A 24809-nucleotide genomic window follows, 5' to 3' on the forward strand; every position below is an offset into this window, starting at 1 on the left:
GCCGCGGCATGGCTCGATCGTGGAACTCAATCCGATGAAATACTTTGAAAAACTGATCGAATGGCTGGCTGCCGTGCCGCTGTTCATCCTGCTTGCGATGTTCAACATCGCCGTCGTCATGCGCTATTGGATGCATCAGCCATTGCAATGGACCGAGGAAATGGCCGGTCTGTTGATGATCTGGATCGTGATGCTTGGCAGTGTCGCCGCAGAACGCAGCAACCAGCATCTTGCCATTCCGATGCTCGTGGATCTGCTGTCGGAGAAGGTGCGCGATGTCGTCAACGCCATCGTCTCCATCTTGTCGGGACTGTTCCTGCTTTACGTGTCCTATGCCGGTTACAAGCTTTCGGTTGCGGCTCAGTTCAAAGTGACTGACGTGCTGCGGGTCTCCTATTACTGGATCGATATCGCCGTGCCGGTCGGCTTTGTCATTATCGCTCTTTATATGTTTGCAGGCGCATTCAAATCCTTGCGCGCCGCTTTTGCGGGAGGCAAGGCATGAACCTGACAACCATCGTTCTCATCATGCTGGCGCTGATCGCGCTCAATATGCGCCTCTATGTGGCCATTTTGATTGCGGTCTTCACCTATTTCACCTTTTTCAACCAGATGCCGATAGCGATTGCCGTGCAGCGCTTCATCAGCCCGGCACAGAACACGTCGCTGCTTGCCATTCCGTTCTTCATTATGCTTGGTACGGTGATGTCGCATACCGGCATTGCAGAACGTCTGATCAAGGTCGCGGAAATTCTGGTCGGTCGTATGCGCGGCGGCATGGCGCTCACCAACATCATGGTTTCCACCCTGATGGGTGGCGTCAGCGCTTCCAATCTGGCCGACAGCGCCATGCTCACCCGCATGATGGTGCCGGAAATGGTCAAGCGTGGCTATGACAAAGCGTTCTCCTGCGCGGTGACGGCTGCTGGCTCGCTGATTACGCCGATCATTCCTCCCGGCATTGCGCTCATCATCTATGGTCTGATTGCGGATGTTTCCATTGGCAAGATGTTCATGGCAGGTGTGCTGCCGGGTATTCTGGGCGCCGTTATCCTGATGATCGCGGCTTATGCGACATCGGTAAAGCGCGGCTACAAGCCAAGCCGTGAAAAGCGGATGAGCGGCGCCGAAGTTGCCTCGACGCTTGCTTCGGCATGGCCTGCGGTGCTGCTGCTGTTCGCGATCATCGGCGGCATCCGCTTGAACATCTTCACCCCGACGGAAGCCGGTGCAGTTGCGGTTACGCTGGTTCTGATTATCGGCTTCGTGATCTATCGCGAAATGCGCATCTCGCATGTGGTGGATTCGCTGATCGAAACAGCGAAATCGACCGCGTCCGTTATGCTGGTCATCATGGCATCATCGGCGCTCGCATGGGTGTTTTCGCTTGAACAGGCCGGCCAGTCGCTGATGCAGCTGATCTCGTCCTTCACCAGCAATCCTTATGCGTTCCTGCTGGCAGTCAACGTGATCCTGCTGATCCTCGGCGCGCTGATCGAGGGCACAGCTCTGATGATCGTTCTGGTGCCGCTTCTGATGCCGACGGTTAAGGCTCTGGGCATTGATCCTGTGCATTTCGGTATCATCGTGATTATCAACCTGTCGATTGGCACGCTGACACCGCCTGTCGGAACGGTCATGCTGATGGTCTGCAATATTGCGAAGGTGAGGGTGGGAGATTTCACCCGCCAGGCATTCAGCATGTATATGGCGCTGTTCATCCTGCTGGTGCTGGTCACTTACGTGCCGATTATCTCAACCTATCTGGCTCATTAGAGCATTTCCAGCAAAAGTGCGAAGCGGTTTTGCGTCGGATAATGCGTAAAAACAAAGAGATAGAGCATTTCCACTGTTTCAATTTCAGCGGGGAATGCTCAAAAAAGGCGCGGGAAATTCCCGCGCTTTTTTCGTTTGTTCACCACGGGTTTTCGACACGCGGCCAGATGGCACGGCTGAGCTTGCGGTAATTGGTCGTGCGCGGATTGCTCGGATAGGAGCTGGGCGCCGCGACATAGATAATCTCGGCAGCAATCGGCACGAAGCCTGCGTGGAAATGATTGGTGGATTTGACCACCAGTATATCCTTCTTCATCGGATCGATGCCGATATTGGAGAAGATATCCGGCTCGAATGTCTGCGTCCGGTTGGTGTTGAGAATGATATCAATCTCGGTGCCTTCCAGGCGCACGACTGCCGAGGCCCCCAGCGTCACACGGCTTGGGCCAAAACTCTGCCAGCCTTCGGCAAGGGTTTTCATGACTGTCACACGCGCATCGATGGGTTCGCCGCCAAGCGGACCGGACTTGCCGCCGAAACGCAGGTCGATCACTGCACCTTCGCCTGCCGCATGACAGAAGGTCACTGCGATGGGGTCCCAGATCGTAGCAATGCCTATATTGTCGATGCCGCGTTCGATCAGGCGGCGAAGGACATAGGTTCCGTCACCCGCAACGCCGCCGCCGGGATTGTCCCATACATCGGCGATCACCGCAGGTTTGGCAGGAATGGCTGCATGGGCAGCCAGCGCCCGGTCGATGCCCTGATCGGTGTCGAACATGGTCATCAACGTCTGCTCGCGCATCGCAATCAGTTCACGCCCGAGTTTTTCGGCAAGTGCTGCCCCCTTTGCCGGATCGTTGTCTGTGACGACGAGAATGCGGGTTCCCATTTCCGGCACATCGGCTGCCATGAAGCCATGGATGACGGAGATCGACAGAATCCCGTCTTTGCCGTGCATCGCCTTGATGCGATCGACGAAGGAGCGCATTGGCTCCTTGCTTGTGGGAAACACACTGATCATATGGCAGTCGAATGTGGATATGACCGGCTTGATGTGACCTTTCAGGGCGTCCAACGCAAGATCGACCACATGCTCGCCGCGCTCATAAAAATCCGTGTGAGGAAATTCGAGGAACGACGCGAAAATATTGAGGTTTTCGACACGCTTCGGCGTCAGGTGGCTATGTGGATCGAATTCGCTGGCAACCAGAATATCCGGCCCGACAATGGCGCGCACGCGTTCCAGAAGATCACCCTCGCAATCGTCGTAACCTTGAGCGACCATGGCGCCATGCAGGCCGAGAACGACTGCATCAACGGGCATTGCGGCTTTCAGCTGGTCAAGGATTTCATCGCGCAATTCCTCGAACGCCTGCCGCTGCAACAATCCGCCCGGTTCCGCCCAGGTGGCAGTGCCTTCGATGACGGTCAGCCCTTCCGCTGCCGCACGCTTGCGCAATGCGACAATGGGCGAAGAGCAAAGCGTCGGCGTTTCTGGATGCTTGCCCGGCGCGGCATAAAAAGCCATCTCGAACGAGGCCCTGTCGGTTGGAACCGGCGAGAACGTGTTGGTTTCTGTCGCAAGCGATGCGGTGAAAATGCGCATGGAAATACTCTGTGCGGGGAGGTGACGTGCTTATTTTTGTGGTGCGTAGGCGATGGCTTCGACTTCGATCTTGATGTCGATCATCAGGCGGGATTCAACCGTGGTGCGCGCGGGAGGCTCTTTTGGAAAATAGGTGCCGTAAACGGCATTCATCCTCCCGAAATCCCGAGCATCTTCCAGCCATATGGTGGTTTTGACCACGTCTTCCATTGTGGCGCCTGCAAGCGCAAGTGCGGCTTTGACGTTTTCGAGGACCTGTTTTGTCTGGGCTTCGATGCCGCCTTCAACAATCTGGCCGTTTGGTCCAACCGGTACCTGACCCGAAACATAGACTGTGTCGCCTGCGCGAACGGCGGGGGAAAGTGGCACATGCGATGCGCCGAAGACCTGTTTTCTGGACACGATTTTCTCCGGTTATTTGACTGCTCCAAGGGCCAGTCCCTTGATGAGATAGCGCTGGAGCCAGATGAAAAGGATGGCGACCGGCAGTGTTGCAAGAAAGGTTGCCGCCATGACGTAGTGCCATTCGACCGTGTAGCGCCCCGCGACGAGCGAGAAGACCTGAATGGGCAGGGTGTAGCTTTCCTGCCTGCGCAGCATGGTCAATGCGACGACGAATTCGTTCCATGCATTGATGAAGGTGAAAATTGCCGTGACGGCAATGGCGGGCAGGCAGAGCGGCAGGAACACTTTTATCAGTGTCTTGCCGCGCCCGGCGCCTTCCATCCACGAGGCTTCTTCCAGATCACGCGGTATGGTGTCGAAATAGCTCTGCAGCATCCACACGGTAAAGGCGATGTTGAAGGCCATATAGACCGCGCCGACCGCGGAGACACTTTCAATCAATCCATAGGCGGCGAGCAGCCGGAAAAGGCCCAGCACCAGAACGATGGGCGAGATCATCTGCGAAATCAGCAGGAATTGCCGGAATGCACCGTGGCCTGCAAAGCGGAAGCGCGACATGGCATAGGCGGCAGGAATGGAAACAATGATGGCGCCGACGGAAGCAATAACCGAAACGTAAAGCGAGTTCAGAAGCGCTTGCCCGAATTTGGTCTGAACCCACATTTCCGAAAAATTCTGCCAGCGGAAGCTGCTTGGCCACCATGTTGGAGACAGGACCTCCTGTGGAGGCTTGACGGCGGTGAAAAACATCACCGCGAAGGGAAACAGTGTCAGCACGATAAGCGGCGACAGAACGGCCCAGGCAATGATTGTGCGTTTCAGCTTCGAGCCGGTCATGCGCGTTCTCCCCGCATTGCGAGGCGGATATAGATCGCCGTGAAGACGAGGAGTATTGCCAGCATGATAAGCGATACGGCAGAGGCTTCTCCCAGCTTTCCGAGGCGGAAAGCGAGCTTGTAGAGATGCGTTACCAGAATATCGGTGGAGTTTGCCGGTCCACCCTGCGTCATGACCCAGATGATCGGGAATGAATTGAAGACATAAATCGTATTGAGCACGATGGCGATGTTGACGAAGGGCTTGAGCAGCGGAAACGTGATTTCGCGAAACTGCTGCCACAGGCTAGCGCCTTCGAGAGACGACGCTTCATAAAGATCCTCCGGAATGGATGACAGTCCGCCGAGGAAGATCGTGGTCGTGAACGGCACGGTGACCAGAATGCCGACCAGTATCTGCATGGGAAAGGCGGTGGCCGCGCTCGCCAGCCATTGAATATTGCTGTCGATGATGCCGAGATTGCGCAGTGCCGAATTGAGCATTCCGCTTTCGCCATTGAGCGCCCAGCGCCAGACAATGGCTGTCATGGTGAGCGAAACTGCCCACGGCAGCATGACGATGACCCGCGCTACCGAACGGCCATAGAAATCCATGTTGAGGATGATGGCGACCGGAATGGAGACGATAAGTGCCCCGCCAACCACGGCGACGGTCCAGAGTGCGGTGCGCCAGAGTGCATTCAGAAAATCGCGCGTTGCGAATAGTGCAGTGAAATTTGCGCCGTCGTTGAAATCGCGTAGCTGCCCGAAGCGGTTTACGTCATGGCTAGCAATTTCAACGAGATGCACCACGGGCCAGAAGATCACCACCGCAGCCAGAAGCAGGCTCGGCAGGATCAGGAGATAGGGCAGGGTGCGGCTTTGCATTGGCAATCAAAATCCCTGAAAAGAAAAAAGCCCGGCAGAGCGAGGGCACTGCCGGGCAGGCGGGGAGTGCTACTTCTTCAGGATTGCGTCCGCCTTGGCGGCGGCGTCCTTCAGCACGACATCAGGTTCGCCCTTGCCGAGATAGATGCTCTGCATGGCGTTGGACGTGATGTCGGCAATTTCTTCCCAGCCCGGAATGATGGGTGCAAAGCGGGCATCCGGCAGAAGCGCGGTGAAGGCGGCAAGATCGGCATTATTGACGTAATAATCCATCTTCGCTTCTTCCTTGTTGACCGGAAGGAAACCTTCGCCCTGCGTGAACTTGGCGCGCCATTCAGTCTGGAACAGGAAGTCGAGCACCTTCCAGGCTTCCTCCTTGTTCTTGGAATTCTGGAACATGATGACGGAATCGGTCACGCCATAGGTGCCACGCGCGCCTGTCGGTCCGGCAGGAATGGCTGCAACGCCATATTTGAGGTTCGGCGCTTCTTCCTTGATCTGGTTGGAAAGGAAAGGCGCGGTAATCATCATGCCGACCTTGCCCTGCTTGAAGAGGTTCTGAACGTCTTCACGGGCATAGGAAGTGACGCCAGGCTGGGTCAGGCCATCGTCGATCAGCGACTTGTAAAGCTTCGCGGCTTCAAGTGCGCCCGGTGTGCTGAGGCCCGACGTGCCGTCCTTGTTGAGAATTTCTGTCCCATAGGACCACATGCCGTAATAGTAATAAACGTCGGTCTCGATTTCCTTGCCCTGTAGGCCGAAACCGTAATTCTCTCCGCCGAGCGCTTTGATTTTCGTGGCGGCGGCTCTCAGCTCGTCCCAGGTTGCGGGCGGGTTTTCGACGCCTGCCTTGGCCAGCAGATCCTTGTTGTAATACATGGCGCGGGCAGATGCTGCGATCGGCAGGCCGTAAGTCTTGCCCTCAAGGATGGACGGAGACAGGAAAGTCTCGATGAACCGGCCCTTGAACTCGTCGTTCATGTAACCGTCGAGCGGTTCGGCGATGCCCTGTTGCGCGAAATCGATCAACCAGCGTGTGCCGATGATCGAAAGGTCCGCATTGGTGCCTGCTGAAATATCGGTAGTCAGTTTCTGCAGAAGTACATCCCATGGAACTACTTCAAAGTTGAGCGTGATGCCGGGATTGGCAGCTTCAAATGCCTTCTTGACCTCTTCGAAGTAGGGGCCGGTCTTGGAGCTGTACTCCGCGACGGTCATGCGCACTTCGCCTGCATTCGCAACCGATGACAGCGCCAGAACGCTCAATCCGGCCAGCAGGCCGGCCTTCCATTTATTGATAGACATCTTCCCGTTCCCTTGTTTTGCCGCGCATTGGTGCGATGACGATCTATTTTTGTTATTTTCTTACATTATCGGCTTAATCTGCACTTTCAAGCGAAAAGTTTTGTTGCAAACTTACATTTTGACTTTTACGCTGGTGGGAATAAACAGGTGCAGAAAGCTGCCGCATAAAAGGGGAATAGCGTGGAGCAAGCAGGCGAATTTACCGGAAAGTCGGTGCTGGTTACCGGAGCCGGTGGTGGTGTTGGAAGCGCGCTGGTCAAGCTGTTCTCTGAACGCGGCGCCAGCGTGATCGGTTGCGATACGACACTGGAGGCAATGACCGGCAATGATTTTCATGCGCGTCATGCCTTTGATCTGCTTGACCGCGACGGGCTGGAGCTGGCTGCAAAGCGGATAATAGCGGAATCGGGCCCGCCCGATATTGTCATCAACAATGCGGGCTGGACCCGTGCCGAGACTTTCGATGGGTTGGATCAGGGCAATATCGACGCTGAGATTGACCTCAACCTGACTGCGGTTGCCGGGTTTTCCAATGTCATGGCGCAGGCCATGGCAGCGCGGGGACAAGGCGTTTTCGTCTTCATTTCCTCGGTCAACGGTCTCCTGCATTTCGGAAACCCGGCTTATGCAGCTGCTAAAGCCGGAATCAATGCCTTTGCGCGCGGTATTGCGGTTGAGTTCGGAAGGAAGGGCGTGCGTGCCAACGTCGTCTGTCCGGGGTCGATAAGAACACCCGCATGGGATCATCGTATCGCGCAGGATGCGAGCGTGCTGGAGCGCCTACAGCGGTTTTATCCGCTGGGGCGCATCGTTGATACCCGCGAGGTGGCAGAAACGGTGGCATTTCTGGCCTCTGACCGCGCATCGGGGATTACCGGCGCGATCCTTCCGGTCGATGCCGGCCTGACTGCGGGCTGCCGTCCTTTCATCGAAGATATTCTCGGAGGGAACTGACCGATGAAAGAGGTTTCTCTGCGCGGCATCACCAAGACTTTCGGACAATTAACGGTCCTCGACCATGTCGACCTCGATATTCAAAGTGGAGAGTTTCTCGTGCTGGTTGGCCCTTCTGGCTGCGGAAAATCCACGCTTTTGCGGATGGTGGCCGGGCTTGAACCCATTTCCGGCGGTGACCTTCTGATTGGTGGGGAACGGGCTAACGAGTTGCCACCGCAAAAGCGCAATATTGCGATGGTGTTTCAATCCTATGCGCTGTTTCCGCATATGACGGCGCGTGAAAACATCGGCTTTGGTCCGCGCATTCGCGGCGAAAAGTCAGAAGAAACGGCCGCGAAGGTGGACAGGGCGGCGTCCATCCTCAATCTCCATTCCTATCTTGATCGCTACCCACGCCAGCTTTCAGGCGGGCAGCGCCAGCGCGTCGCCATGGGGCGCGCCATCGTTCGCGAACCATCGGTATTTCTGTTTGATGAGCCGCTTTCCAATCTGGATGCGCAATTGCGCGTGCAGATGCGCACGGAAATCAAGGCGCTACATCAGCGGCTGAAGTCGACGGTGATCTATGTCACCCATGACCAGATTGAGGCCATGACCATGGCCGACCGGATTGTGGTTATGAATCAGGGCAGGATTCAACAGATCGGTGCACCGCTGGATCTTTACGATCGTCCCGCCAACAAGTTTGTTGCGAGCTTTATCGGTTCGCCGTCGATGAGTTTCATTCCGGGAACCGTTTCAGGCGGAGTATTCCGTACCGGAGAGGGTGAGGAAATCGCTGTTGGCGTGGGATCATCCGAAACCCGGCAGGTGGAAGCAGGCATTCGACCGGAAAATTTTACGGTCGCGCCGGATGGCAAAGGGCTGAAACTCACCGTCGAGGTGATCGAGCCGACTGGTCCGGAAACGCATATTTATGGCCGGATCGCAGGACAGCCTATACGAGCTGTGTTTCGCGAGCGCATACATCTTGCGCCCGGCGAGCAAGTGCCTGTAACTGCGAAGAGCGAACACATACATCTTTTCGACAAGGATAGCGGTCTCCCGCTTTGAATTTCCGATGAGCAAGGTTGCCGACATCATCACGCGGCTGCATGTCGTGGCGCAGGACGGATCGAAATCCGACCGGAGGCTGGCTGCGCTCGTGCTGGCCGATCCCGATTATGCTTCCAAGGCGGCAATCTCGGAAATTGCGGCCAGAGCAGGTGTCAGCGAACCCACGGTGACACGTTTTTGCCGGGCACTTGGCTGTGACGGGGTTCGCGACTTCAAGTTCTTTCTGGCGCAGGCCTTGGCCATCGGCGGGCAGTATCTGACGGCTGAAATTCCCGCGCGGGATGTGCGTGAAAGCCGCATAGCGACGGCTGTGACTGATGCGGCAGTTGCCGCCATTCAGCGCGCCAGCGACGGGCTCGATATGGGCGTGTTGATGAAAGTGGCCGAACGGCTTGCCGCCGGTGGTCCTGTGCTATGTCTCGGGTCTGGCGGCATCTCGTCCATGCTGGCAACAGAAATGCAGAACCGCTTGTTCCGGCTGGGTATTCCTGTCAGCGCGCAGGTTGATGGGCAATTACAGCGCATGTATGCCGCCGTCACCACGCATGAAACAACGGTAATCGCTTTCTCCGTCTCCGGCTTTGCGCGTTCGGTGGTGGAGGCCGTGCTGGTTGCGCGGCAATATGGAGCGCAGACGGTAGCGATCACGCCTGCCGGTTCCGATCTCGCCAAGGCGGCGGATGTGCTCATTCCATATCAGGCGAATGAAGACGGCAATATCTACAAGCCGACATCGTCACGCTTCGCGCTGCTGGCCATTCTCGACATGATCGCCACGGCGACAGCAGAAGCGCGTGGCCCCAAGGTGCTGGAAAGCCTGCGCCGCATCAAGCATAGCCTCAATACGCTCACCATAGACGATCCGCGCTTGCCGCTGGGAGACTGATCCATGACCAGACCGAAAACCGTTCACGAGGTGGATACACCTGCGATCCTCATCGATATTGATCGCGTGAAGGCGAATATCGCCAAGGCGCAGGCGCATGCAGATGCGGTGGGGGTTAAACTGCGCCCGCATATCAAGACGCATAAGCTGCCGCTCTTCGCCAAAATGCAGGTGGAAGCGGGCGCGACCGGGATCACCTGCCAGAAGCTAGGCGAGGCAGAAGTCATGGCCGATGCTGGGCTGACGAACATTTTCCTGCCCTACAATATTCTCGGACAGGAAAAGCTTGATCGCCTTCATACGCTGCATCAACGCATCACCCTGTCTGTAACGGTCGATAATCGAACCTCCCTTGCAGGACTGGCGGCGCGTTTCACCGATGAAAAGCATCCGTTGAAAGTGCTTGTCGAATGCGACACGGGCATGGGGCGCTGTGGCGTGCAGACGCCAGCCGAAGCCCTGGAGCTGGCACGCATTATAGACCAGAGCACAGGACTGCGTTTTGGTGGTCTGATGACCTATCCCGCAGCGGGCAAGCCGGACGAGGCTGAACAATGGCTTTATTCGGCACGTGAGTTGCTGGAGGCGAATAGCCTTCCCTGCGAGACGATTTCAAGCGGCGGCACGCCCGATATGTGGCGCAAACCCAGCGACAGCGTCGTCACCGAATATCGCCCCGGCACCTATATCTATTTCGACCGTTATCAGGTCGAAAAGGGCGCGGCGACAGTGGATGACTGCGCCTTGACGGTGCTTTCAACGGTCGTCAGCCATCCAACATCAGAACGAGCGATCATTGATGCCGGATCCAAGGCACTATCCAGCGATACGCTGGGACTGAGCGACTTTGGTGAAGTGATGGGCCGTCCCGATGCCCGTGTGATCGGCCTGAGTGAGGAGCACGGCAAGCTGGTTGGTGATGTCGCGGGTCTGAAGGTTGGTGAGCGGCTCCGGATTATTCCCGACCACGTCTGCGTCGTTTCCAATCTCTTTGATGAAGTTCATCTTGTTTCGGGCGAGGATGTCGTCGATATCCTGCCGGTCGCCGCACGTGGAAAATTAAGATAATCAGGAGGATAGCATGAAGGGTGCGGCCAATCCGTTTGCTGGCGACAAGGATCGCGAGCAGATTTGGGAGATGCTTGTACGGCGCGATATCGAGGCCTTCGTATCGCAGGATTGGTCATTGGTGGCCGATGATTTCGATGAGGTGCGCTTCCTTGGCATTCATGCGCATAATGATCGCGATCCTGACAATTGGGACGCCGGTTTTCCGACGCTCGCAAGTTATCGCGATGAATGGCTGCGACAGGCAGCGGAGAGTGCAGCGGTGGAATATGCCGAATCTCTGGCGGACGGTATCTTTCGTGCGACCAACCTGAGTGTGATCGATATTACCGGCGACGTCGCTCTCGCACGGAAAAAATTCGATGGAACGATCGCCAGAAAGGACGGAACAATCGATCGTCTCAACTGGCAGACGCTTTATTTTTGTCGTCGCGACGGGGCACGCTGGAAGATCACCGGCTTTGTCGGATATATGGCTTATCGTTGAAGAAACAGGCCTTTGAAACAGGGTCTATCACGGCGCGGATTGCTCAATCCGCGCCGTCTTTATGTATAGACTAGATAACTCCGAGTGATAGTATAATCACACTATTTTTCTGTAATTATAGTCATTTTTATCCCGAATTATACTAATTCGGACGATGTCGCAGCTGATAGCATATTTGTCGCAGGGTGTTCCGGTAATTGACTGGATCGGGACTACTATTGTCTTCAGGCTGGTCGATTGCCTCCTGCTTTAGGCAGTGTCGAACAGCCCTCGAAATGCGTCGTGCAACCCTTCAAACAAATCATTCAAGGGGACGGTTGCTGGACGGATCATTCAGATGAATTCACGGCTGTGGGTGGACATGTCGGGAAATGACCTATATAGAATCAAGCAATCTATCGATAATCATTCCATGCGGACCGTTTGCGGAACGCAGATCGCGTGTGGGCACTTTGCGCTGGAATGAAGTTCTATCAATGTTAAAAAGGAGATTAAGTCCGCCAGCACAGCGGGGTTAAACTTAATGCATGGTATTTTATACAAGGAAGAAAGTATGAAGTCGCCGGCTGAGACGAAAATAAGCTTGAAGAGCGTTTTTAAAGTCTTCGGCGATGACCCGGAGCGTGCAATGCAAGAATTGCGCGCAGGTAAATCAAAAACCCAGATTCACAGCGAACTTGGCGCAACAATCGGCGTCGATGATGCGACCTTCGATATCTATGAAGGCGAAGTATTCGTTATTATGGGCCTCTCCGGTTCGGGCAAATCCACGCTTCTGCGTCTGCTCAATCGCTTGATCGAACCGACTGCCGGTTCCATCGAAGTGGACGGTCGCGATATCGTCAAAATGACGAAGCGCGAGCTGATCGATCTTCGTCGTCGCGACATGAGCATGGTGTTCCAGTCTTTTGCGCTCCTGCCCAATCGTTCGGTTCTGAACAATGCGTCGTTCGGTCTCGAAGTGGCCGGAATGGGTGAGGCGGAACGTCACCAGAAGGCACTGAAAGCACTCGCTGCGGTTGGTCTTGAACCATATGCTCACAGTATGCCGGATCAGCTTTCCGGCGGTATGAAGCAACGTGTCGGACTGGCGCGCGCGCTGGCAAGCGAGCCGACCATTCTTCTGATGGACGAGGCATTTTCTGCCCTTGATCCGCTGATCCGCACCGAAATGCAGGACGAACTCAAGCGGCTGCAGGCTGAACATAGCCGGACGATCATTTTCGTGAGCCATGATCTGGACGAAGCCATGCGTATCGGTGACCGTATCTGCATCATGCAGCACGGCAAGGTCGTCCAGGTGGGAACGCCAAACGAAATCGTGTCCGCACCGGCCAACGATTATGTTCGTTCCTTCTTCCGCAATGTCGATGTGTCCCGCGTATTCAAAGCCGCCGATGTGGCTCGCGACGACGAGCTGATCGTGTTTGAACCCGAACAGCTGGCGACGGCGCTCGAGCGTTTCGACGCGAGCGGCAAGACGTTCGGCGTGTTGATCGATGCCGACCGCACATATCGCGGCATGGTCAGTCGTGATGCGCTGGCAAAGGGTGCTGTCGCGCAGGATGGCGAGAGACTGGATAGCGTCTCTGCTATCGAAGCCGAAGCGCCGCTTGCCGGATTGCTGACACAGGTGGCGGAAAGCCCTTGGCCGGTCCCGGTCACTGACCGCCAGAACCGTTATGTCGGTGCTATCAGCAAATCGGCCTTGCTTGAAACGCTTGGTCGCGCAGGCTGAGACCTGCGCGCCAACGGCCTTTTGCCTGATGAAGGCAGAATTGGTCCAATCCAGAAGAAATACGGAAATGGACGGTAAAACATGGATTTGAATTTCAGTGTCGGCGGATGGGCGGATGTTGTGGTCAACTACATTCTCGACCACTTTACGCCTGCGCTCGATATGATCGCAGCCGCCATCGGTTTTGTGACTGACGGTATTCAAAACGCTCTTCTCGCAGTCCCGCCGATAGGTGGGGTCGCAATTCTTACACTGCTCGCGCTGTGGCGTGTGGGGTGGAAGTTCGCGATATTCACGGCTCTCGCATTGGGCCTTATCATCCACATGGAATTGTGGACGGGCACGATGGAAAGCCTCTCTCTGGTACTGGCATCGACGGTTATTGCTGTCGTGATCGGCATTCCGCTTGGCATCGCCATGGCGCGCAGCGATACAGTCGCCTCGATTGTGCGCCCGGTGCTCGACCTCATGCAGACGATGCCCGCTTTCGTCTATCTCATTCCGGCAGCAATGTTCTTTGGCCTCGGTGCCGTGCCCGGAACAATTGCGACGGTGATTTTCGCCATGCCGCCGGTTGTGCGTCTGACCAATCTTGGTATCCGGCAGGTACATGCCGAATTCGTTGAAGCCGGGCTGGCCTTCGGCTGCACATCACGGCAGCTTCTGTTCAAGGTGCAGCTTCCAAACGCCATGCCCTCGATCATGGCCGGTATCAACCAGACGATCATGTTGTCACTGTCGATGGTGGTCATCGCGTCGATGATCGGTGCGGGCGGCCTCGGCAATACAGTGTTGACCGGCATCCAGCGCCTCAATGTGGGCCTCGGCTTTGAAGGTGGCCTTGCAGTGGTCATTCTGGCGGTCATTCTCGACCGCATTACCCAGAGCTTCGGCAAGGGCGGAGCCGGATTTTTCAAAAGGCTCGCATCTTTAAGAAAGGCGGCGGACACTCAGTCCGCCTCGTCCTTTCGCAAGCAGGAAGCATGAAGGAAGCCAAAATAACCAAGAATAACCCAATAATAACAATGGGAACTGATACCAATCGAAAAGGAGAAGCTATGTTAGGCAAACTAACCAAATTCGGTCTGGCGGCAGTTGTGGCGGGAACGATGACCATGGGCGCAGCATTTGCGCAGGACGGCAAGCCGGTGAAGATCGGCTGGGCACCTTGGTCGGATGCTGAGTTCGTCACCAAACTTGCCAAGAAACTGATCGAAGACAATCTCGGCCAGAAGGTTGAGCTGGTTCAGACGGACGTGGCCCCACTTTATCAGGGTGTGAGCCGTGGCGATATCGATGCCATGATGATGGCATGGCTGCCGGAAACGCACGCCGATTACTATGCACGCGTGAAGGACAAGGTCGAAGACCTAGGCCCGCTCTATGAAGGTGCAAAGCTCGGTTGGATTGTTCCGGCTTACATCCCGGAAAGCGAGATCAGCTCCATTGAAGACCTGAAGAAGCCGGAAGTTCGCGAGAAGCTGAAGGGCGAAATTCAGGGCATCGATCCGGGCGCAGGCCTCACTCGTCTATCGCAGGAAGCGATCAAGAAATACGGGCTGGACTACAAGCTCAATATTTCGAGTGAAGCGGCCATGCTGACGACAGTTGACCGCGCCACACGTTCCGACGGCTGGTTCGTGGCAACTTCGTGGAGCCCGCACTGGATGTTCGGCAAGTACAAGCTCCGCTATATTGCCGATCCTGAAGGCGCACTGGGTGGTGCCGAACATATCGACGCCATTGCACGTAAGGGCTTCAAGGAAGACAATCCGAAAGTTGCTTCATTGCTGACCAAGATGAGCATTCCGATCAGCGAGCTCGAAGCTGCGATGTTCGATGCGCAGGAAACGTCCTATGAGAAGGCCGTCGATAAATATATCGCGGACCATCCGGACCGCATCAAGGAATGGCTGGCTGAGTAATCAGCTCCGTAAGAAAGCCCCGGGAAACCGGGGCTTTTTCATATCCTATCCTCTTCGAGCGATCAAAATGCCCGATATCACGATGATGCCGCCCAGAGCCTGCAACATGCCGATAGGTTCCGACAGGATAGTCCAGGCAAGAAACGCTGCGACAACCGGTTGCAGAAGCAGGGTGAGTGACGAGAACGATGCCGGAAGATAGGCGAGGGCATAAGCGATCATGCTCTGGCCTGCGGCATGAGTTACCCATGCTAGGCCTGCAAGAATAAGCCATCCATAGAGCGTGGCAGGCAGTATCTGACCTTCCATGAAATACGCAACCGGCAGCGAAAAGACGGCTGCAATCGCGCTGCTCCACAGCATGATGCGCATGGTGGAAAAGCGGCTGCGCAAGCGGCCAACCGAGAGAATGTAACCGGCATAGAAGACTGCGGCCAGAAGCGCCATCGCATCGCCGGACGATTGGGACTGGAGAAGCTCGCCCGGTCCACCCTTTAGCACGACGACGCCAATAACCGCGACGGCAAGCCCGATCATGAAGGACGTGCTCACGCGCGATTTGAAAAGCAACCAAGCGCCCAATGTCACGAAAATCGGCGCCATATTGGCAAGCAGCGTGGCATTTGCAACGGATGTCATGTGCAGCGACAGGTGCCACGCGCCGAGGTCGAAAGCGATAAACAGGCCAGGCAGGGCGAGGCGCAAACAGTCGGACAGCGTGAGCGGGGTAGTATCCTTTTCGTCGCGCCGTTCGCGACCATCCATGAGCAGAAGCGGTAAAACTGCGAGTGCAAGACGCCAGAAGCCTGTTGCGAGCGGACCCACCTCGGAAAGTCGGACAAAGATCGGCGAGCTGCCAATAGCGATTCCGCCAACGATCAGAGCGGTCATCGCCAGGCGTTGCGCATTGGTAGGAGCGGGGCTTGCGGCGGTGGTATGCGACATTCTCAAACTCAAGGTTGCGCCGAAATCGTTCTGCTGCCCGCGCAATGCACGCAGCTAAAGAGCGACTGCCGGCTTTGGACTGAACCGGTCGTGGAGAAAGTCGAGCACATTTCTTTCACCATCCACGTTCTGAATATTGTCTGTCATGTCGCAAAAGAATGGGAACGAAGAAAATTTTGCCCGCGACATTGCTATGACGCGGGCTTGCTTATTCCTCTTTGAGAGAGGCGTCCAGCATTGGGTTATCGCAGAAACCGGAAATTTCATCACGTTTCTGTTCGACACATCGTAAACTATATGAAAAAGCGCCCTCAAAGGGCGCGTTTCCAATTATCAACGAGAATAGGGCGAATAGCACTGTCTGCGCGGCCCATTATAGGGCTGGAATGTATTGTCCGAGGAGCGATAGGATTTGTAGCGGTTATAGCACCACTGAACATGCGCGTTGGACATCCTCGATGCACGATAAACGGGGCGAGGCTGACTTACGGCACCGCCAATGATGGCACCTGCGCCGAAAGCTGCCAGCGGATACCACCACCCGTCATTATAGCGACGATAGCCATGACGATAATGCCGATAGCCGCGATGACCGTTCCAGTATCCCGGCCGGTGGGGCCTATGGCTATTATAGTGACGTGGCGGGCGGCGATGATCGCGCACCTGTTCCACATTATGATTGATGACCGGACGTTCCAGATTCAAAGGCGCTGCCATTGTCGGCGCGATGGACGTCGCTCCGAAGATCACGGCCAACGCACCGACACAGGTCTGTTTGAAGATATTCACGTGCAACCCTCCGTCTTAGGTGATTAAGGTAAACGCTTGAAATATCGATTTGTTCCCGTTTCTCTACAGGCGGAAAGCCGGGTTTTCGCTGTTTTGGGCAGGCCTGAATGTTGCGCAAAATGAAAGGGAGCAGGCTCCTCCCCAAGAACCTGCTCCCCAATGCATCGCCCCCCGCCATAGGTGGTGCGATGCTTACTTCTATGGCCCTCGCCGAGCCTGAATTCAGCGTGTCAGACCTTACCTTCGAGTGCAGCATTTAGCAACTTCAACGCGCGTTCTTTTGTCAATTCAATCGGGTTGCCGCCAGCGGTTGGATCGACGATAGCCATCTCGGCAATCAGGTCTTTCCGGGCGTCATCCATTGTGAGGCCTTTGATGAATTCGGGCAGCGTATTGGGGACGCTCAAATCGCTCCGCAATTTCATGACTGCTGCCAGAAATCCGTCGAATCCGCCCTTGATGCCGAGATAATCGGCAAGCCGTTCTATACGCTTTTCGATGGCAGATCGGTTCTGAAGCAGAACATAGGGCATGAAAACCGCATTCGTCATGCCATGATGGGTATCATAAAGGGCACCGATGGGATGCGACAGCGAATGGATTGCGCCGAGCCCTTTCTGGAAGGCCGTTGCACCCATTGCGGCCGCTGCCATCATGTTCGCACGCGCTTCAATATTCTTGCCATCGGCATAGGCGGTGGGAAGGTTTTCAAGAACCAGACGGATACCCTCCACCGCGATGCCATCGGCCATCGGATGAAATCCCGGAGCGCAATATGCTTCAAGGCAGTGTGCCAGTGCGTCCATGCCAGTGCCCGCAGTGATGAAAGGTGGCATTCCGGTGGAAAGCTCAGGATCGGCAATGACTGTGACCGGCAGCATCTTGGGATGGAAGATGACCTTCTTGGTATGGGTCGCTTCGTTGGTCAAGACACCTGCACGGCCAACTTCCGATCCTGTGCCAGCGGTCGTGGGCACGGCAATGATCGGGGCAATTGCTTTGCTGTCAGCGCGCGTCCACCAGTCACCAATGTCTTCGAAATCCCAGACCGGTCGTGTCTGCCCTGCCTGAAAGGCAATCAGCTTGCCGAGGTCGAGCGCTGAACCACCACCAAAAGCGATGACGCCATCATGCTTGCCGCTTTTGAAGACCTCAACGCCCGCATAGAGATTGCTTTCGACCGGATTAGGTTTGACGTCGGAGAAAACCCCGTATTTCACACCGGCTTCATCCAGAATAGCGAGCGTGGACGCCACCACTGGAAGTTTTGCCAGACCGGGGTCAGTCACAAAGAGCGGATTCTGAATGCCAGCGGCCTTGAGGACGACAGGCAATTCCTTGATGCGGCCTGGGCCAAAAAGCACGGTGGTGGGGAAATTCCATTTGGCAGTCAAAGTGGTCATGTCGATTGCTTTCCAGAAATTCAATTCAGATCAGATTTTCTCACGCAGGTGGAAGGATTTCGGTCGCGTGAGATTGCCGTAGCCGATGGGTGACAGGGCAGCACCCTTGCCAGTGTCTTTGACCCCGGTCCAGACAAGTGCGGGGTCGAGATAATCGCAGCGGTTCATGAAAACCGTGCCCGTTTCGATGCGGTCACCGAGAGCGGCAGCGTGGTCCGTATCTGCTGTCCAGAGCGAAGCTGTGAGGCCGTAGATGCTGTCATTCATGAGCGCGAGAGCTTCCTCGTCATTGCGTACTTTCATGATGCCGACGATGGGGCCGAAGCTTTCTTCACGCATGACGCTCATCTGGTGGTCGACATTGGTGAGCACTTCCGGCGCGACATAGGGAGAGCCCGCGCGATCATTCTCGACGCTCATATTGACGTGGGCCTTCGCACCCTTGCGCAGCGCTTCCGCCTTCTGCTCGCGGATGAGATCGGCAAAGCGCGCCTGCGCCATTGGTCCAAGCGTCGTTGAACTATCCAGCGGATTGCCGACGATATATTGCTTCGTCAGGTCGATGAAACCATCGACGAAGCGATCATAGACTGCTTCATGAACATAGATGCGCTCGATCCCGCAGCAGCACTGGCCGGAATTGAAAAAAGCACCATCGACCAGATTGGCGACGGCATGGTCCAGATTGACATCAGGAAGCACATAGGCCGGATCCTTGCCGCCAAGCTCCAGCCCGAGCGTCATGAAGGTGCCCGCAGCAGCCTTTTCGATGGCGCGCCCCCCGCCAACCGAGCCCGTGAAATTCACGTGGTCAATTGTGCCGGATGCAAGCAACTTTTCCGTCGATGCGTGATCGAGAACGATATTCTGGAAGACACCCTTGGGCAGCCCGGCCTTCTCAAACGCATTTGCAAAGCGTTCACCAGCCAGAAGCGTCTGCGTTGCATGTTTGAGGATCACGGTGTTCCCGGCCATAAGTGCGGGAATGATTGTGTTGACGGCGGTGAGATAGGGATAGTTCCACGGTGCAATCACCAGAACTACGCCGAGCGGTACGTGCTTCACATATCGACGGAAACCATCCTTCTGTGTGGGCACATAGGGTTTCAGTGCCTCTTCGGCGATGTCGATCATATATTGGCCGCGTTCCTGCACGCCGCCATTCTCCCCGCCGTAACGGGTCGGGCGCCCCATCTGCCATGCGATTTCAGGGATAATCTCTTCCTGCATCCCGGCAAGCGCATCCAGTGCGGCCCGGCAATAGCGCGCGCGCTCAGCAATACTCAACTGAGCCCAGCCTGTTTGCGCAGCGCGCGCTGCCGCCACCGTCGAGGCGATTGCAGCCTCATTTAAAAAAGGACGCTCGGCATATACCGAGCCGTCTATCGGAGAGATGATCTTGGCCGTGCCGCTCATCTGCAATTTCCTCTGAAGTCTGGCATTGCGTTATTCATTTCGGGACCGGTCACGCGGGTCAATAGCGCTCGAAACCGCGATGTAGTTCCCAGTCGGTCACGCGCCGGTCGTATTCGATCTGCTCCCAATGGGCGGTGTGGACATAGTGGTTGACCACAGCGTCCCCAAAAGCTTCCTTGAGAAACGACGAGTTCTTGAGCGCCTGTGCGGCCTCCCGGAGCGTGTAAGGAATTTCCTTGAGTTTGACCGCACTATAGGCATCGCCGACAAAGGGCTCATCAAGTTCCAGTTGTTCATCTATGCCTTGCAAGCCCGATGCGATAAGCGCTGCAAAGGCCAGATATGGATTGAGATCAGCACCACCGATGCGGCATTCGATGCGGATGCCTTTCGTACCTTCGCCGCAAAGGCGGAAACCTGCAGTGCGGTTATCCTGGCTCCACATGATTTTCGTCGGCGCAAAAGTGCCTGCCTGAAAGCGCTTGTAGGAATTGATGTAAGGCGCCAGGAAATAGGTGTAGTCGGTGGCGTATTTGAGCTGTCCGGCCACCCAGGAACGCATGAGCGGCGTCATAGTGTATGGGGCTTTCGGATCAAAGAAGAGCGGTTCCTTGCCATCGGCGCTCCAGATGGAATTATGCACGTGGCTGGAGCTTCCAGCCTTGCCGTAATCATACTTGGCCATGAAGGTGATGCATTTGCCGTGTGCTTCGGCGATTTCCTTCATCGCATTCTTCATGATGACATGGCGGTCTGCCATTTCGAGCGCTTCGGCATAGCGCACATTCAGTTCTTCCTGTCCCGGACCCCATTCGCCCTTGGAGTTTTCGACCGGAATTCCCGCTGCCGCGAGCTGGTTGCGCATTGCGCGTAGAACCGGTTCCTCCTTGGTGGTCAGGTGGATGACATAATCCTGCACGTAAGGAGATGCCGTTTCCATATCCTGCCAGTGCTTTGCGCGGGCTGTCTTATAGGTCTCGTCAAAAAGATAGAACTCAAGCTCAGACGCGAAATAGGCGCGATAGCCGCGCTCGTGCAGGCGCGCGAGCTGTTTCTTGAGGATAGCACGCGGGGAATGCGCCAGATCCTGATGGTCGTGATGATCGAGCACGTCGCAAAGCACGATGGCGGTCTTTTCCAGCCATGTGGCGACGCGCAAGGTCGAAAGATCCGGCTTGATGACAAAATCACCATAGCCCTTGTCCCATCCGGCGGCCTCATAGCCCGGCACTGGTTCCATATCGATATCGTCGGCAAGAAGATAGTTGCAGCCATGGGTCTCGTCGTAACCAGATTCCACGAAAAACTGCCCGTAGAAGCGTTTGCCGATCAAGCGTCCCTGCATGTCCACAAAACATGCAAGAACCGTATCGATTTCATCATTCGCAACGGCTTTTTTCAATGCATCGAAAGTCAATTGTCCGGCCATTTATGCTCGCTCCAGAACGGAAAAAAGTGATGGACGCGGCACAGTGTGCCGCGTCCAAAATCCTTAGGCATAACGGTAAGGTGCGCCCGCACCTCGCATGGTTTCCTGATATTTTTTCAGAATTGCGACAACCTTCGCGTTTCTCTCGCTCTTGGTTGCGATTTCATCCCAGAACTGTTCGGCAGCGTCCTCGATCTGCTTCCATTCCGATTCCGGAATAGTTGTCAGTTCCAGCTTCCCACCGGTGGTGCGATAGTGAGCTTCGCCCCACCAGTACCAATGCTGGCGATAATAATGCGATGAGTCCATTGCCAGCTTGAAGAGCGTCTTCAGGTGATCCGGCACGGCGTCCCATTTCTCGGTATTCGCGAAATAGGAACCGGCCCATGCGCCGTTGATATTGTTGGTCAGATAGTACTTGTTGATGTCGGCCCAGCCAACCGTATAGGCCTCGGTCGCGCCACACCATGCAACGCCGTCGAGTTCGCCAGTCTGGATAGCGACTTCAATATCTTCCCACGGCAGCGTGACAGGCACGACGCCGAATTTGGTCAGGAAGCGGCCACCGGTCGGGAATGTGAAGACCCGAAGTCCCTTTAGGTCAGCAACGCTGCGGATCGGCTTGGTGGTTACGAAATTGCACGGGTCCCAGGAACCGGCGCTGAGCCATGTGACGCCCGGAATTTCCTTATAGGCTTCCTCCCAGATTTCATTGAGTCCGTACCAGTTGAACAGGGCAGGCACATCGAGGCTGTAGCGCGATGCAAAGGGGAAATAAGCCCCAAACACCGCGACATCGACTGGTGACGCCATCGAGTCGTCATCACTTTGCGCAGCGTCGATTGTGCCGGATTGAACCGCGCGGAACAGCTCACCCTGCGGCACAAGCTGGTCGGCAGTATAAAGTTCGATCACCATCTCGCCATTGGCAGCCTTGTTGAAGGCGTCGATAGACGGCTTGATGACGTGCTCTGCAAGTGCCGGACCTGCATAGGTCTGGAGCCGCCATTTGATCGGGCTCTGCGCCCTCACATATGGCGTTGCAAGCGTGCTTGCACCCAGCGCGCCAACGGTCGTCAGCCCGGCTTTCTTGAGAAAATCGCGTTTGTTAAGCTTGCTATTCTCACTCATGCCCATTCTCCCACTCTTGTTTGAGTTCACCCTTTATGTGTTCCGGTCTAGCCGTTCTGGCTCTTGTCACCGGCTTATGCGCATTCTCCCGTAATTATCGTCATCGTCCGGTGTACCAGTTGGGCAACCACATCGCGATCTGCGGAAAGATCATCAGAAGAATGATGGTCAGCACCATGAGGAAGAAGAACGGTACGATTGAACGATAGATGTCTATCAGCGTGACTTCCTTCGGGGCCAGGGCCCGCATCATGAAGAGATTGTACCCGAAAGGCGGCGTGATATATGCGATCTGGCAGGTGATCGTGTAGAGCACACCGAACCAGATGGCGTTGAAGCCGAGGCTCTTGACCAGCGGTATGTAAAGCGGTGCCACGATGACCAGCATTGCCGTGTCATCGAGGAACATGCCCAATATGATGAACGAAAACAGCATCAGTATCAGGATTGTCCAGGGCGACAGATCGAAGGTGTTCAGCAACACGCTTTCAATGGCTTTCACCGCTCCGAGGCCATCATAGACCGATGAAAAGCAGAGTGCAGCCAGAATGATCCAGAGGAACATGCAGGTGACGGTGAGACTGTTCCGTGACGTGGTTTCCCAGACAATCTTGTTGAGGCGTCCGGTGAAAAGCGCGGCAAGCGTTGCAAGCAATGCGCCAACGGCCGAGCTTTCAACAAGGCTGGTAACGCCGGTGAGGAACAGGCCCATCATCGCGCCGAAGACCACGAGTGGCAGAATGCCTGCGCGCAGCGCGACGAAGCGGTCGTGCCATGTGATCCTGTCCAGTTCTTCTTGTGGCAAAGTCGGTCCGAGCTCGGGCTGGAGGCGGCAGCGTATGTAGATATAGATCGCAAAGAGCGCGGCCATGAGAAGGCCGGGACCAATCCCTGCGAGCCAGAGCTGCAATACCGGCTGCCGGGCAATCATCGCATAAAGTACCAGCACGACGCTTGGCGGAATAAGGATACCAAGTGAACTGCCAGCCTGAATGACGCCCGTTACCATAACCTTGTTATAGCCACGCTTGAGAAGCTCTGGCAGTGCGACGGTAGCACCGATTGCCATGCCTGCAACGCTCAGGCCGTTCATGCAGGAAATAATGACCATCAGGCCGATCGTACCCAGTGCCAGACCGCCGCGAATGCCGCCGAACCACACGTGGAACATGCGGTAGAGATTGCTGGCAATGCCCGATTCCGAGAGCATGTAGCCCATGAAGACGAAGAAGGGCACAGTGATAAGCGGATACCAGTTCAGTACCGCAAAGGTGGCATTATACGGCATCTCGAACGAGCCTTTGCCCCAAAGCAGGAGAGCGGCGAGCGAGCCGACAAAACCGATCACGCCGAATACGCGCTGCCCGGTCATGAGCAGCACCATCATGGTTGCAAACATGAAGAGCGTTATGAATTCCGAACTCATATGTGATGCCCTTCCTCAATGGCAGGACCCGCAATGGTGCTGATCGGCTGTCCACGCAGGGAGGCCCAGTCCTTGAAGAAATTGGAGACGCATTGCAGCAGCAGCAGGAGAATACCGACAGTCATGATGAGCTTGATCGGCCAGAGAAGCGGCGCCCAGGCGGTATAGTTCTTCTGGCTGTAAACGATGGCGTAGTTGGTCGATGAAATGCCACCGGCGACCATCACACCGAGATAGAAGATGATGAACAGGATGGTGATCATGTCAGTGATCATTTTCCTGCGCGGTGAAAGACGGTCAAAGAACAAGTCCATGCGCACATGCGCGCCCTGTTGCATGGCGTATGCTCCACCGAGCAGATAGTAGGCCGAGAGCAGAAACTGGGACATTTCCAATACCCAGTTGACCGGTACGCCGAGAACGACACGCGAAAAAGTCGAATATAGAAGGCAGGCGCCGAGCACGAAGAAGAGATACATCGCGAAGCGCCCGACATAGTAATTCACTGCATCAACATATTTGACGAACAGTCTGATCGGCTTCGGCATTTCCCGCTCCTTCAGGCTTTCTGTTCTGTGTTGCGAGGGTCAATTGCTTTCGCAATGTCCCTCAATATCGTTGCGAGTTTTTCGGCCCAGGCAATCTGTGCCGGACCATCGGCAATCTCATTGTTGCGAAGTTCGATCATCACGCAGGGCGCGTTGCGCGGACGCGCGTGCCGCTCCAGCGTGTAATAGACGCGATCGGCTGGTGAATAGGGTTCGTTGACGCCGACATTGAGCGCTGGATCTTTCCTCAGTGCGGCGATCAACGGCTTGCCGATCCGGTCATCTTCGTCGTGGATGATGCCGATCGGCCAGGGGCGGGGGACGTCGCGATAGATGGGCGTGAAGGAGTGGATCGTCACGATCCACGATGCCTGTCCTCGTCGCGCACGCTCTGCAATCACGTGTTCGACAGCAGTGTGGAATGGCCGATGTGAAAGATCGATACGTGCCAGACGTTCCATGGAATTGAGCGCGTGATTTCCGGGAACCACGGTTGTCTCGCTGATTTCCGGAATGAGGTCGTGAGCGTCGAGTGGACGATTGCAATCGATTAGCAATCGCGAAAGCTGGCTTTCGACGAGCGGCGCGTGAAGGGACGAGGCGAGATGCCTTGCAACTTCCACTGCGCCTGGATCCCACGCGATATGTGCCTGCAAGGCATCTCCCCCCAGACCGAGTCCCTCGAAAGTCTCGGGAATGAAGTTGGATGCGTGCTCGCAGACAAGAAGATAGGGACTTTCCCCATCCTTGTTGAAGACAGAAACAGGCTCGCACGAAGCCGTGCGATGTTCTCGCTCGTCCGTCATT

24 protein-coding genes and 1 pseudogene are annotated in these 24809 nt (G+C 55.8%); 11 read left to right on the top strand and 14 right to left on the bottom strand.

Annotated features, from left to right (window positions below):
- Positions 1-34: 34 nt before the first annotated feature.
- Positions 35-505: a TRAP transporter small permease gene (locus tag OHI65_RS07460; protein WP_181152405.1), complete on the top strand. Its 471-nt coding sequence runs from the start codon at positions 35-37 to the stop codon at positions 503-505.
- Positions 502-1776, top strand: coding sequence for a TRAP transporter large permease (locus OHI65_RS07465; protein WP_125301187.1), 1275 nt, complete (start codon positions 502-504; stop codon positions 1774-1776). The genes OHI65_RS07460 and OHI65_RS07465 overlap by 4 nt, the downstream gene beginning before the upstream one ends.
- Before the next feature lie 139 nt (positions 1777-1915).
- Here the strand turns inward: OHI65_RS07465 and OHI65_RS07470 are convergent, their stop codons facing one another.
- The 3 genes from OHI65_RS07470 to OHI65_RS07480 are packed head-to-tail and all read right to left on the bottom strand — an operon-like array spanning position 1916 to position 4627.
- On the bottom strand, positions 1916-3385 hold the full coding sequence (locus tag OHI65_RS07470; RefSeq protein WP_125301186.1) for a M81 family metallopeptidase: 1470 nt from the start codon (positions 3383-3385) through the stop codon (positions 1916-1918).
- A 30-nt stretch (positions 3386-3415) separates the two neighbouring features.
- Positions 3416-3787: a RidA family protein gene (locus OHI65_RS07475; RefSeq protein ID WP_010659083.1), complete on the bottom strand. Its 372-nt coding sequence runs from the start codon at positions 3785-3787 to the stop codon at positions 3416-3418.
- Between the two features lie 12 nt (positions 3788-3799).
- Positions 3800-4627 (bottom strand): carbohydrate ABC transporter permease, encoded by an 828-nt coding sequence (locus tag OHI65_RS07480; RefSeq protein ID WP_010659082.1) that lies wholly within the window; start codon positions 4625-4627, stop codon positions 3800-3802.
- On the opposite strand from OHI65_RS07480, the gene OHI65_RS23020 reads away from it, so the two are divergent.
- Positions 4600-4821: a DUF2695 domain-containing protein gene (locus OHI65_RS23020; RefSeq protein ID WP_413541918.1), complete on the top strand. Its 222-nt coding sequence runs from the start codon at positions 4600-4602 to the stop codon at positions 4819-4821. The genes OHI65_RS07480 and OHI65_RS23020 overlap by 28 nt on opposite strands.
- Here the strand turns inward: OHI65_RS23020 and OHI65_RS07485 are convergent.
- Together OHI65_RS07485 and OHI65_RS07490 are read right to left on the bottom strand one after the other, a co-directional pair.
- A pseudogene (locus OHI65_RS07485) lies at positions 4717-5493 on the bottom strand (carbohydrate ABC transporter permease); the annotation flags it as partial. The gene OHI65_RS23020 and the pseudogene OHI65_RS07485 overlap by 105 nt on opposite strands.
- Positions 5494-5562: 69 nt before the next feature.
- Positions 5563-6798, bottom strand: coding sequence for an ABC transporter substrate-binding protein (locus OHI65_RS07490; RefSeq protein ID WP_125301184.1), 1236 nt, complete (start codon positions 6796-6798; stop codon positions 5563-5565).
- Between the two features lie 180 nt (positions 6799-6978).
- Between OHI65_RS07490 and OHI65_RS07495 the strand changes: the two genes are divergently transcribed.
- The 8 genes from OHI65_RS07495 (at position 6979) to OHI65_RS07530 (ending at position 14915) form a co-directional block, all read left to right on the top strand.
- Positions 6979-7752, top strand: coding sequence for an SDR family oxidoreductase (locus OHI65_RS07495; RefSeq protein WP_094515628.1), 774 nt, complete (start codon positions 6979-6981; stop codon positions 7750-7752).
- Between the two features lie 3 nt (positions 7753-7755).
- Positions 7756-8808: an ABC transporter ATP-binding protein gene (locus OHI65_RS07500; RefSeq protein WP_125301183.1), complete on the top strand. Its 1053-nt coding sequence runs from the start codon at positions 7756-7758 to the stop codon at positions 8806-8808.
- Positions 8809-8815: 7 nt separating this feature from the next.
- Positions 8816-9697 carry a MurR/RpiR family transcriptional regulator gene (locus tag OHI65_RS07505; RefSeq protein WP_010659077.1) on the top strand — a complete coding sequence of 294 codons (882 nt, stop codon included), beginning with the start codon at positions 8816-8818 and terminating at the stop codon, positions 9695-9697.
- Positions 9698-9700: 3 nt separating this feature from the next.
- Positions 9701-10765, top strand: coding sequence for a D-TA family PLP-dependent enzyme (locus OHI65_RS07510; protein ID WP_125301182.1), 1065 nt, complete (start codon positions 9701-9703; stop codon positions 10763-10765).
- 13 nt (positions 10766-10778) lie between these two features.
- A complete protein-coding gene (locus tag OHI65_RS07515; protein ID WP_010659075.1) occupies positions 10779-11252 on the top strand; it encodes a hypothetical protein in 474 nt (157 codons plus the stop codon).
- A 553-nt stretch (positions 11253-11805) separates the two neighbouring features.
- A complete protein-coding gene (gene proV, locus OHI65_RS07520; RefSeq protein WP_010659074.1) occupies positions 11806-12990 on the top strand; it encodes a glycine betaine/L-proline ABC transporter ATP-binding protein ProV in 1185 nt (394 codons plus the stop codon).
- Between the two features lie 81 nt (positions 12991-13071).
- Positions 13072-13977 (top strand): ABC transporter permease, encoded by a 906-nt coding sequence (locus OHI65_RS07525; protein WP_010659073.1) that lies wholly within the window; start codon positions 13072-13074, stop codon positions 13975-13977.
- Positions 13978-14048: 71 nt separating this feature from the next.
- Positions 14049-14915 carry a glycine betaine ABC transporter substrate-binding protein gene (locus tag OHI65_RS07530; protein WP_010659072.1) on the top strand — a complete coding sequence of 289 codons (867 nt, stop codon included), beginning with the start codon at positions 14049-14051 and terminating at the stop codon, positions 14913-14915.
- A 45-nt stretch (positions 14916-14960) separates the two neighbouring features.
- Here OHI65_RS07530 and OHI65_RS07535 read toward each other — a convergent pair whose 3' ends face one another.
- The 9 genes from OHI65_RS07535 to OHI65_RS07575 all read right to left on the bottom strand — a co-directional run bounded on the left by OHI65_RS07535 (position 14961) and on the right by OHI65_RS07575 (position 24808).
- On the bottom strand, positions 14961-15860 hold the full coding sequence (locus OHI65_RS07535) for a DMT family transporter (protein WP_029375998.1): 900 nt from the start codon (positions 15858-15860) through the stop codon (positions 14961-14963).
- Between the two features lie 333 nt (positions 15861-16193).
- Positions 16194-16649, bottom strand: a complete 456-nt coding sequence (locus tag OHI65_RS07540) for a BA14K family protein (RefSeq protein WP_094515635.1) — start codon at positions 16647-16649, stop codon at positions 16194-16196.
- A gap of 230 nt (positions 16650-16879) precedes the next feature.
- Entirely contained in the window at positions 16880-18052 is a 1173-nt protein-coding gene (locus OHI65_RS07545; RefSeq protein ID WP_125301180.1) for an iron-containing alcohol dehydrogenase, read from the bottom strand.
- Positions 18053-18082: 30 nt separating this feature from the next.
- Positions 18083-19468, bottom strand: a complete 1386-nt coding sequence (locus OHI65_RS07550) for an aldehyde dehydrogenase family protein (protein WP_125301179.1) — start codon at positions 19466-19468, stop codon at positions 18083-18085.
- Between the two features lie 58 nt (positions 19469-19526).
- Positions 19527-20897, bottom strand: a complete 1371-nt coding sequence (locus OHI65_RS07555; RefSeq protein WP_012093237.1) for a glutamine synthetase family protein — start codon at positions 20895-20897, stop codon at positions 19527-19529.
- Positions 20898-20960: 63 nt separating this feature from the next.
- Positions 20961-22028, bottom strand: a complete 1068-nt coding sequence (locus OHI65_RS07560) for a TRAP transporter substrate-binding protein (RefSeq protein WP_012093235.1) — start codon at positions 22026-22028, stop codon at positions 20961-20963.
- A 100-nt stretch (positions 22029-22128) separates the two neighbouring features.
- Positions 22129-23454: a TRAP transporter large permease gene (locus OHI65_RS07565; protein WP_012093234.1), complete on the bottom strand. Its 1326-nt coding sequence runs from the start codon at positions 23452-23454 to the stop codon at positions 22129-22131.
- On the bottom strand, positions 23451-24002 hold the full coding sequence (locus OHI65_RS07570; protein ID WP_010659063.1) for a TRAP transporter small permease subunit: 552 nt from the start codon (positions 24000-24002) through the stop codon (positions 23451-23453). The genes OHI65_RS07565 and OHI65_RS07570 overlap by 4 nt, the downstream gene beginning before the upstream one ends.
- Positions 24003-24013: 11 nt before the next feature.
- Positions 24014-24808 (bottom strand): N-formylglutamate amidohydrolase, encoded by a 795-nt coding sequence (locus tag OHI65_RS07575; protein ID WP_125301178.1) that lies wholly within the window; start codon positions 24806-24808, stop codon positions 24014-24016.
- Position 24809 lies beyond the last annotated feature (1 nt).

The organism is Brucella sp. MAB-22, assembly GCF_025908475.1.
GTDB classification, from domain to species: domain Bacteria; phylum Pseudomonadota; class Alphaproteobacteria; order Rhizobiales; family Rhizobiaceae; genus Brucella; species Brucella anthropi.

What these genes read in the sequence shown, in the direction of transcription:
- OHI65_RS07460 (WP_181152405.1), top strand. Translation starts at nt 35, where the DNA reads ATGAAATACTTTGAAAAACTGATCGAATGGCTGGCTGCCGTGCCGCTG.
- OHI65_RS07465 (WP_125301187.1), top strand. Translation starts at nt 502, where the DNA reads ATGAACCTGACAACCATCGTTCTCATCATGCTGGCGCTGATCGCGCTC.
- OHI65_RS07470 (WP_125301186.1), bottom strand. Translation starts at nt 3,385, where the DNA reads ATGCGCATTTTCACCGCATCGCTTGCGACAGAAACCAACACGTTCTCG.
- OHI65_RS07480 (WP_010659082.1), bottom strand. Translation starts at nt 4,627, where the DNA reads ATGACCGGCTCGAAGCTGAAACGCACAATCATTGCCTGGGCCGTTCTG.
- OHI65_RS07490 (WP_125301184.1), bottom strand. Translation starts at nt 6,798, where the DNA reads ATGTCTATCAATAAATGGAAGGCCGGCCTGCTGGCCGGATTGAGCGTT.
- OHI65_RS07500 (WP_125301183.1), top strand. Translation starts at nt 7,756, where the DNA reads ATGAAAGAGGTTTCTCTGCGCGGCATCACCAAGACTTTCGGACAATTA.
- OHI65_RS07505 (WP_010659077.1), top strand. Translation starts at nt 8,816, where the DNA reads ATGAGCAAGGTTGCCGACATCATCACGCGGCTGCATGTCGTGGCGCAG.
- OHI65_RS07510 (WP_125301182.1), top strand. Translation starts at nt 9,701, where the DNA reads ATGACCAGACCGAAAACCGTTCACGAGGTGGATACACCTGCGATCCTC.
- OHI65_RS07515 (WP_010659075.1), top strand. Translation starts at nt 10,779, where the DNA reads ATGAAGGGTGCGGCCAATCCGTTTGCTGGCGACAAGGATCGCGAGCAG.
- proV (WP_010659074.1), top strand. Translation starts at nt 11,806, where the DNA reads ATGAAGTCGCCGGCTGAGACGAAAATAAGCTTGAAGAGCGTTTTTAAA.
- OHI65_RS07525 (WP_010659073.1), top strand. Translation starts at nt 13,072, where the DNA reads ATGGATTTGAATTTCAGTGTCGGCGGATGGGCGGATGTTGTGGTCAAC.
- OHI65_RS07530 (WP_010659072.1), top strand. Translation starts at nt 14,049, where the DNA reads ATGTTAGGCAAACTAACCAAATTCGGTCTGGCGGCAGTTGTGGCGGGA.
- OHI65_RS07535 (WP_029375998.1), bottom strand. Translation starts at nt 15,860, where the DNA reads ATGTCGCATACCACCGCCGCAAGCCCCGCTCCTACCAATGCGCAACGC.
- OHI65_RS07545 (WP_125301180.1), bottom strand. Translation starts at nt 18,052, where the DNA reads ATGACCACTTTGACTGCCAAATGGAATTTCCCCACCACCGTGCTTTTT.
- OHI65_RS07550 (WP_125301179.1), bottom strand. Translation starts at nt 19,468, where the DNA reads ATGAGCGGCACGGCCAAGATCATCTCTCCGATAGACGGCTCGGTATAT.
- OHI65_RS07555 (WP_012093237.1), bottom strand. Translation starts at nt 20,897, where the DNA reads ATGGCCGGACAATTGACTTTCGATGCATTGAAAAAAGCCGTTGCGAAT.
- OHI65_RS07560 (WP_012093235.1), bottom strand. Translation starts at nt 22,028, where the DNA reads ATGAGTGAGAATAGCAAGCTTAACAAACGCGATTTTCTCAAGAAAGCC.
- OHI65_RS07565 (WP_012093234.1), bottom strand. Translation starts at nt 23,454, where the DNA reads ATGAGTTCGGAATTCATAACGCTCTTCATGTTTGCAACCATGATGGTG.
- OHI65_RS07570 (WP_010659063.1), bottom strand. Translation starts at nt 24,002, where the DNA reads ATGCCGAAGCCGATCAGACTGTTCGTCAAATATGTTGATGCAGTGAAT.
- OHI65_RS07575 (WP_125301178.1), bottom strand. Translation starts at nt 24,808, where the DNA reads ATGACGGACGAGCGAGAACATCGCACGGCTTCGTGCGAGCCTGTTTCT.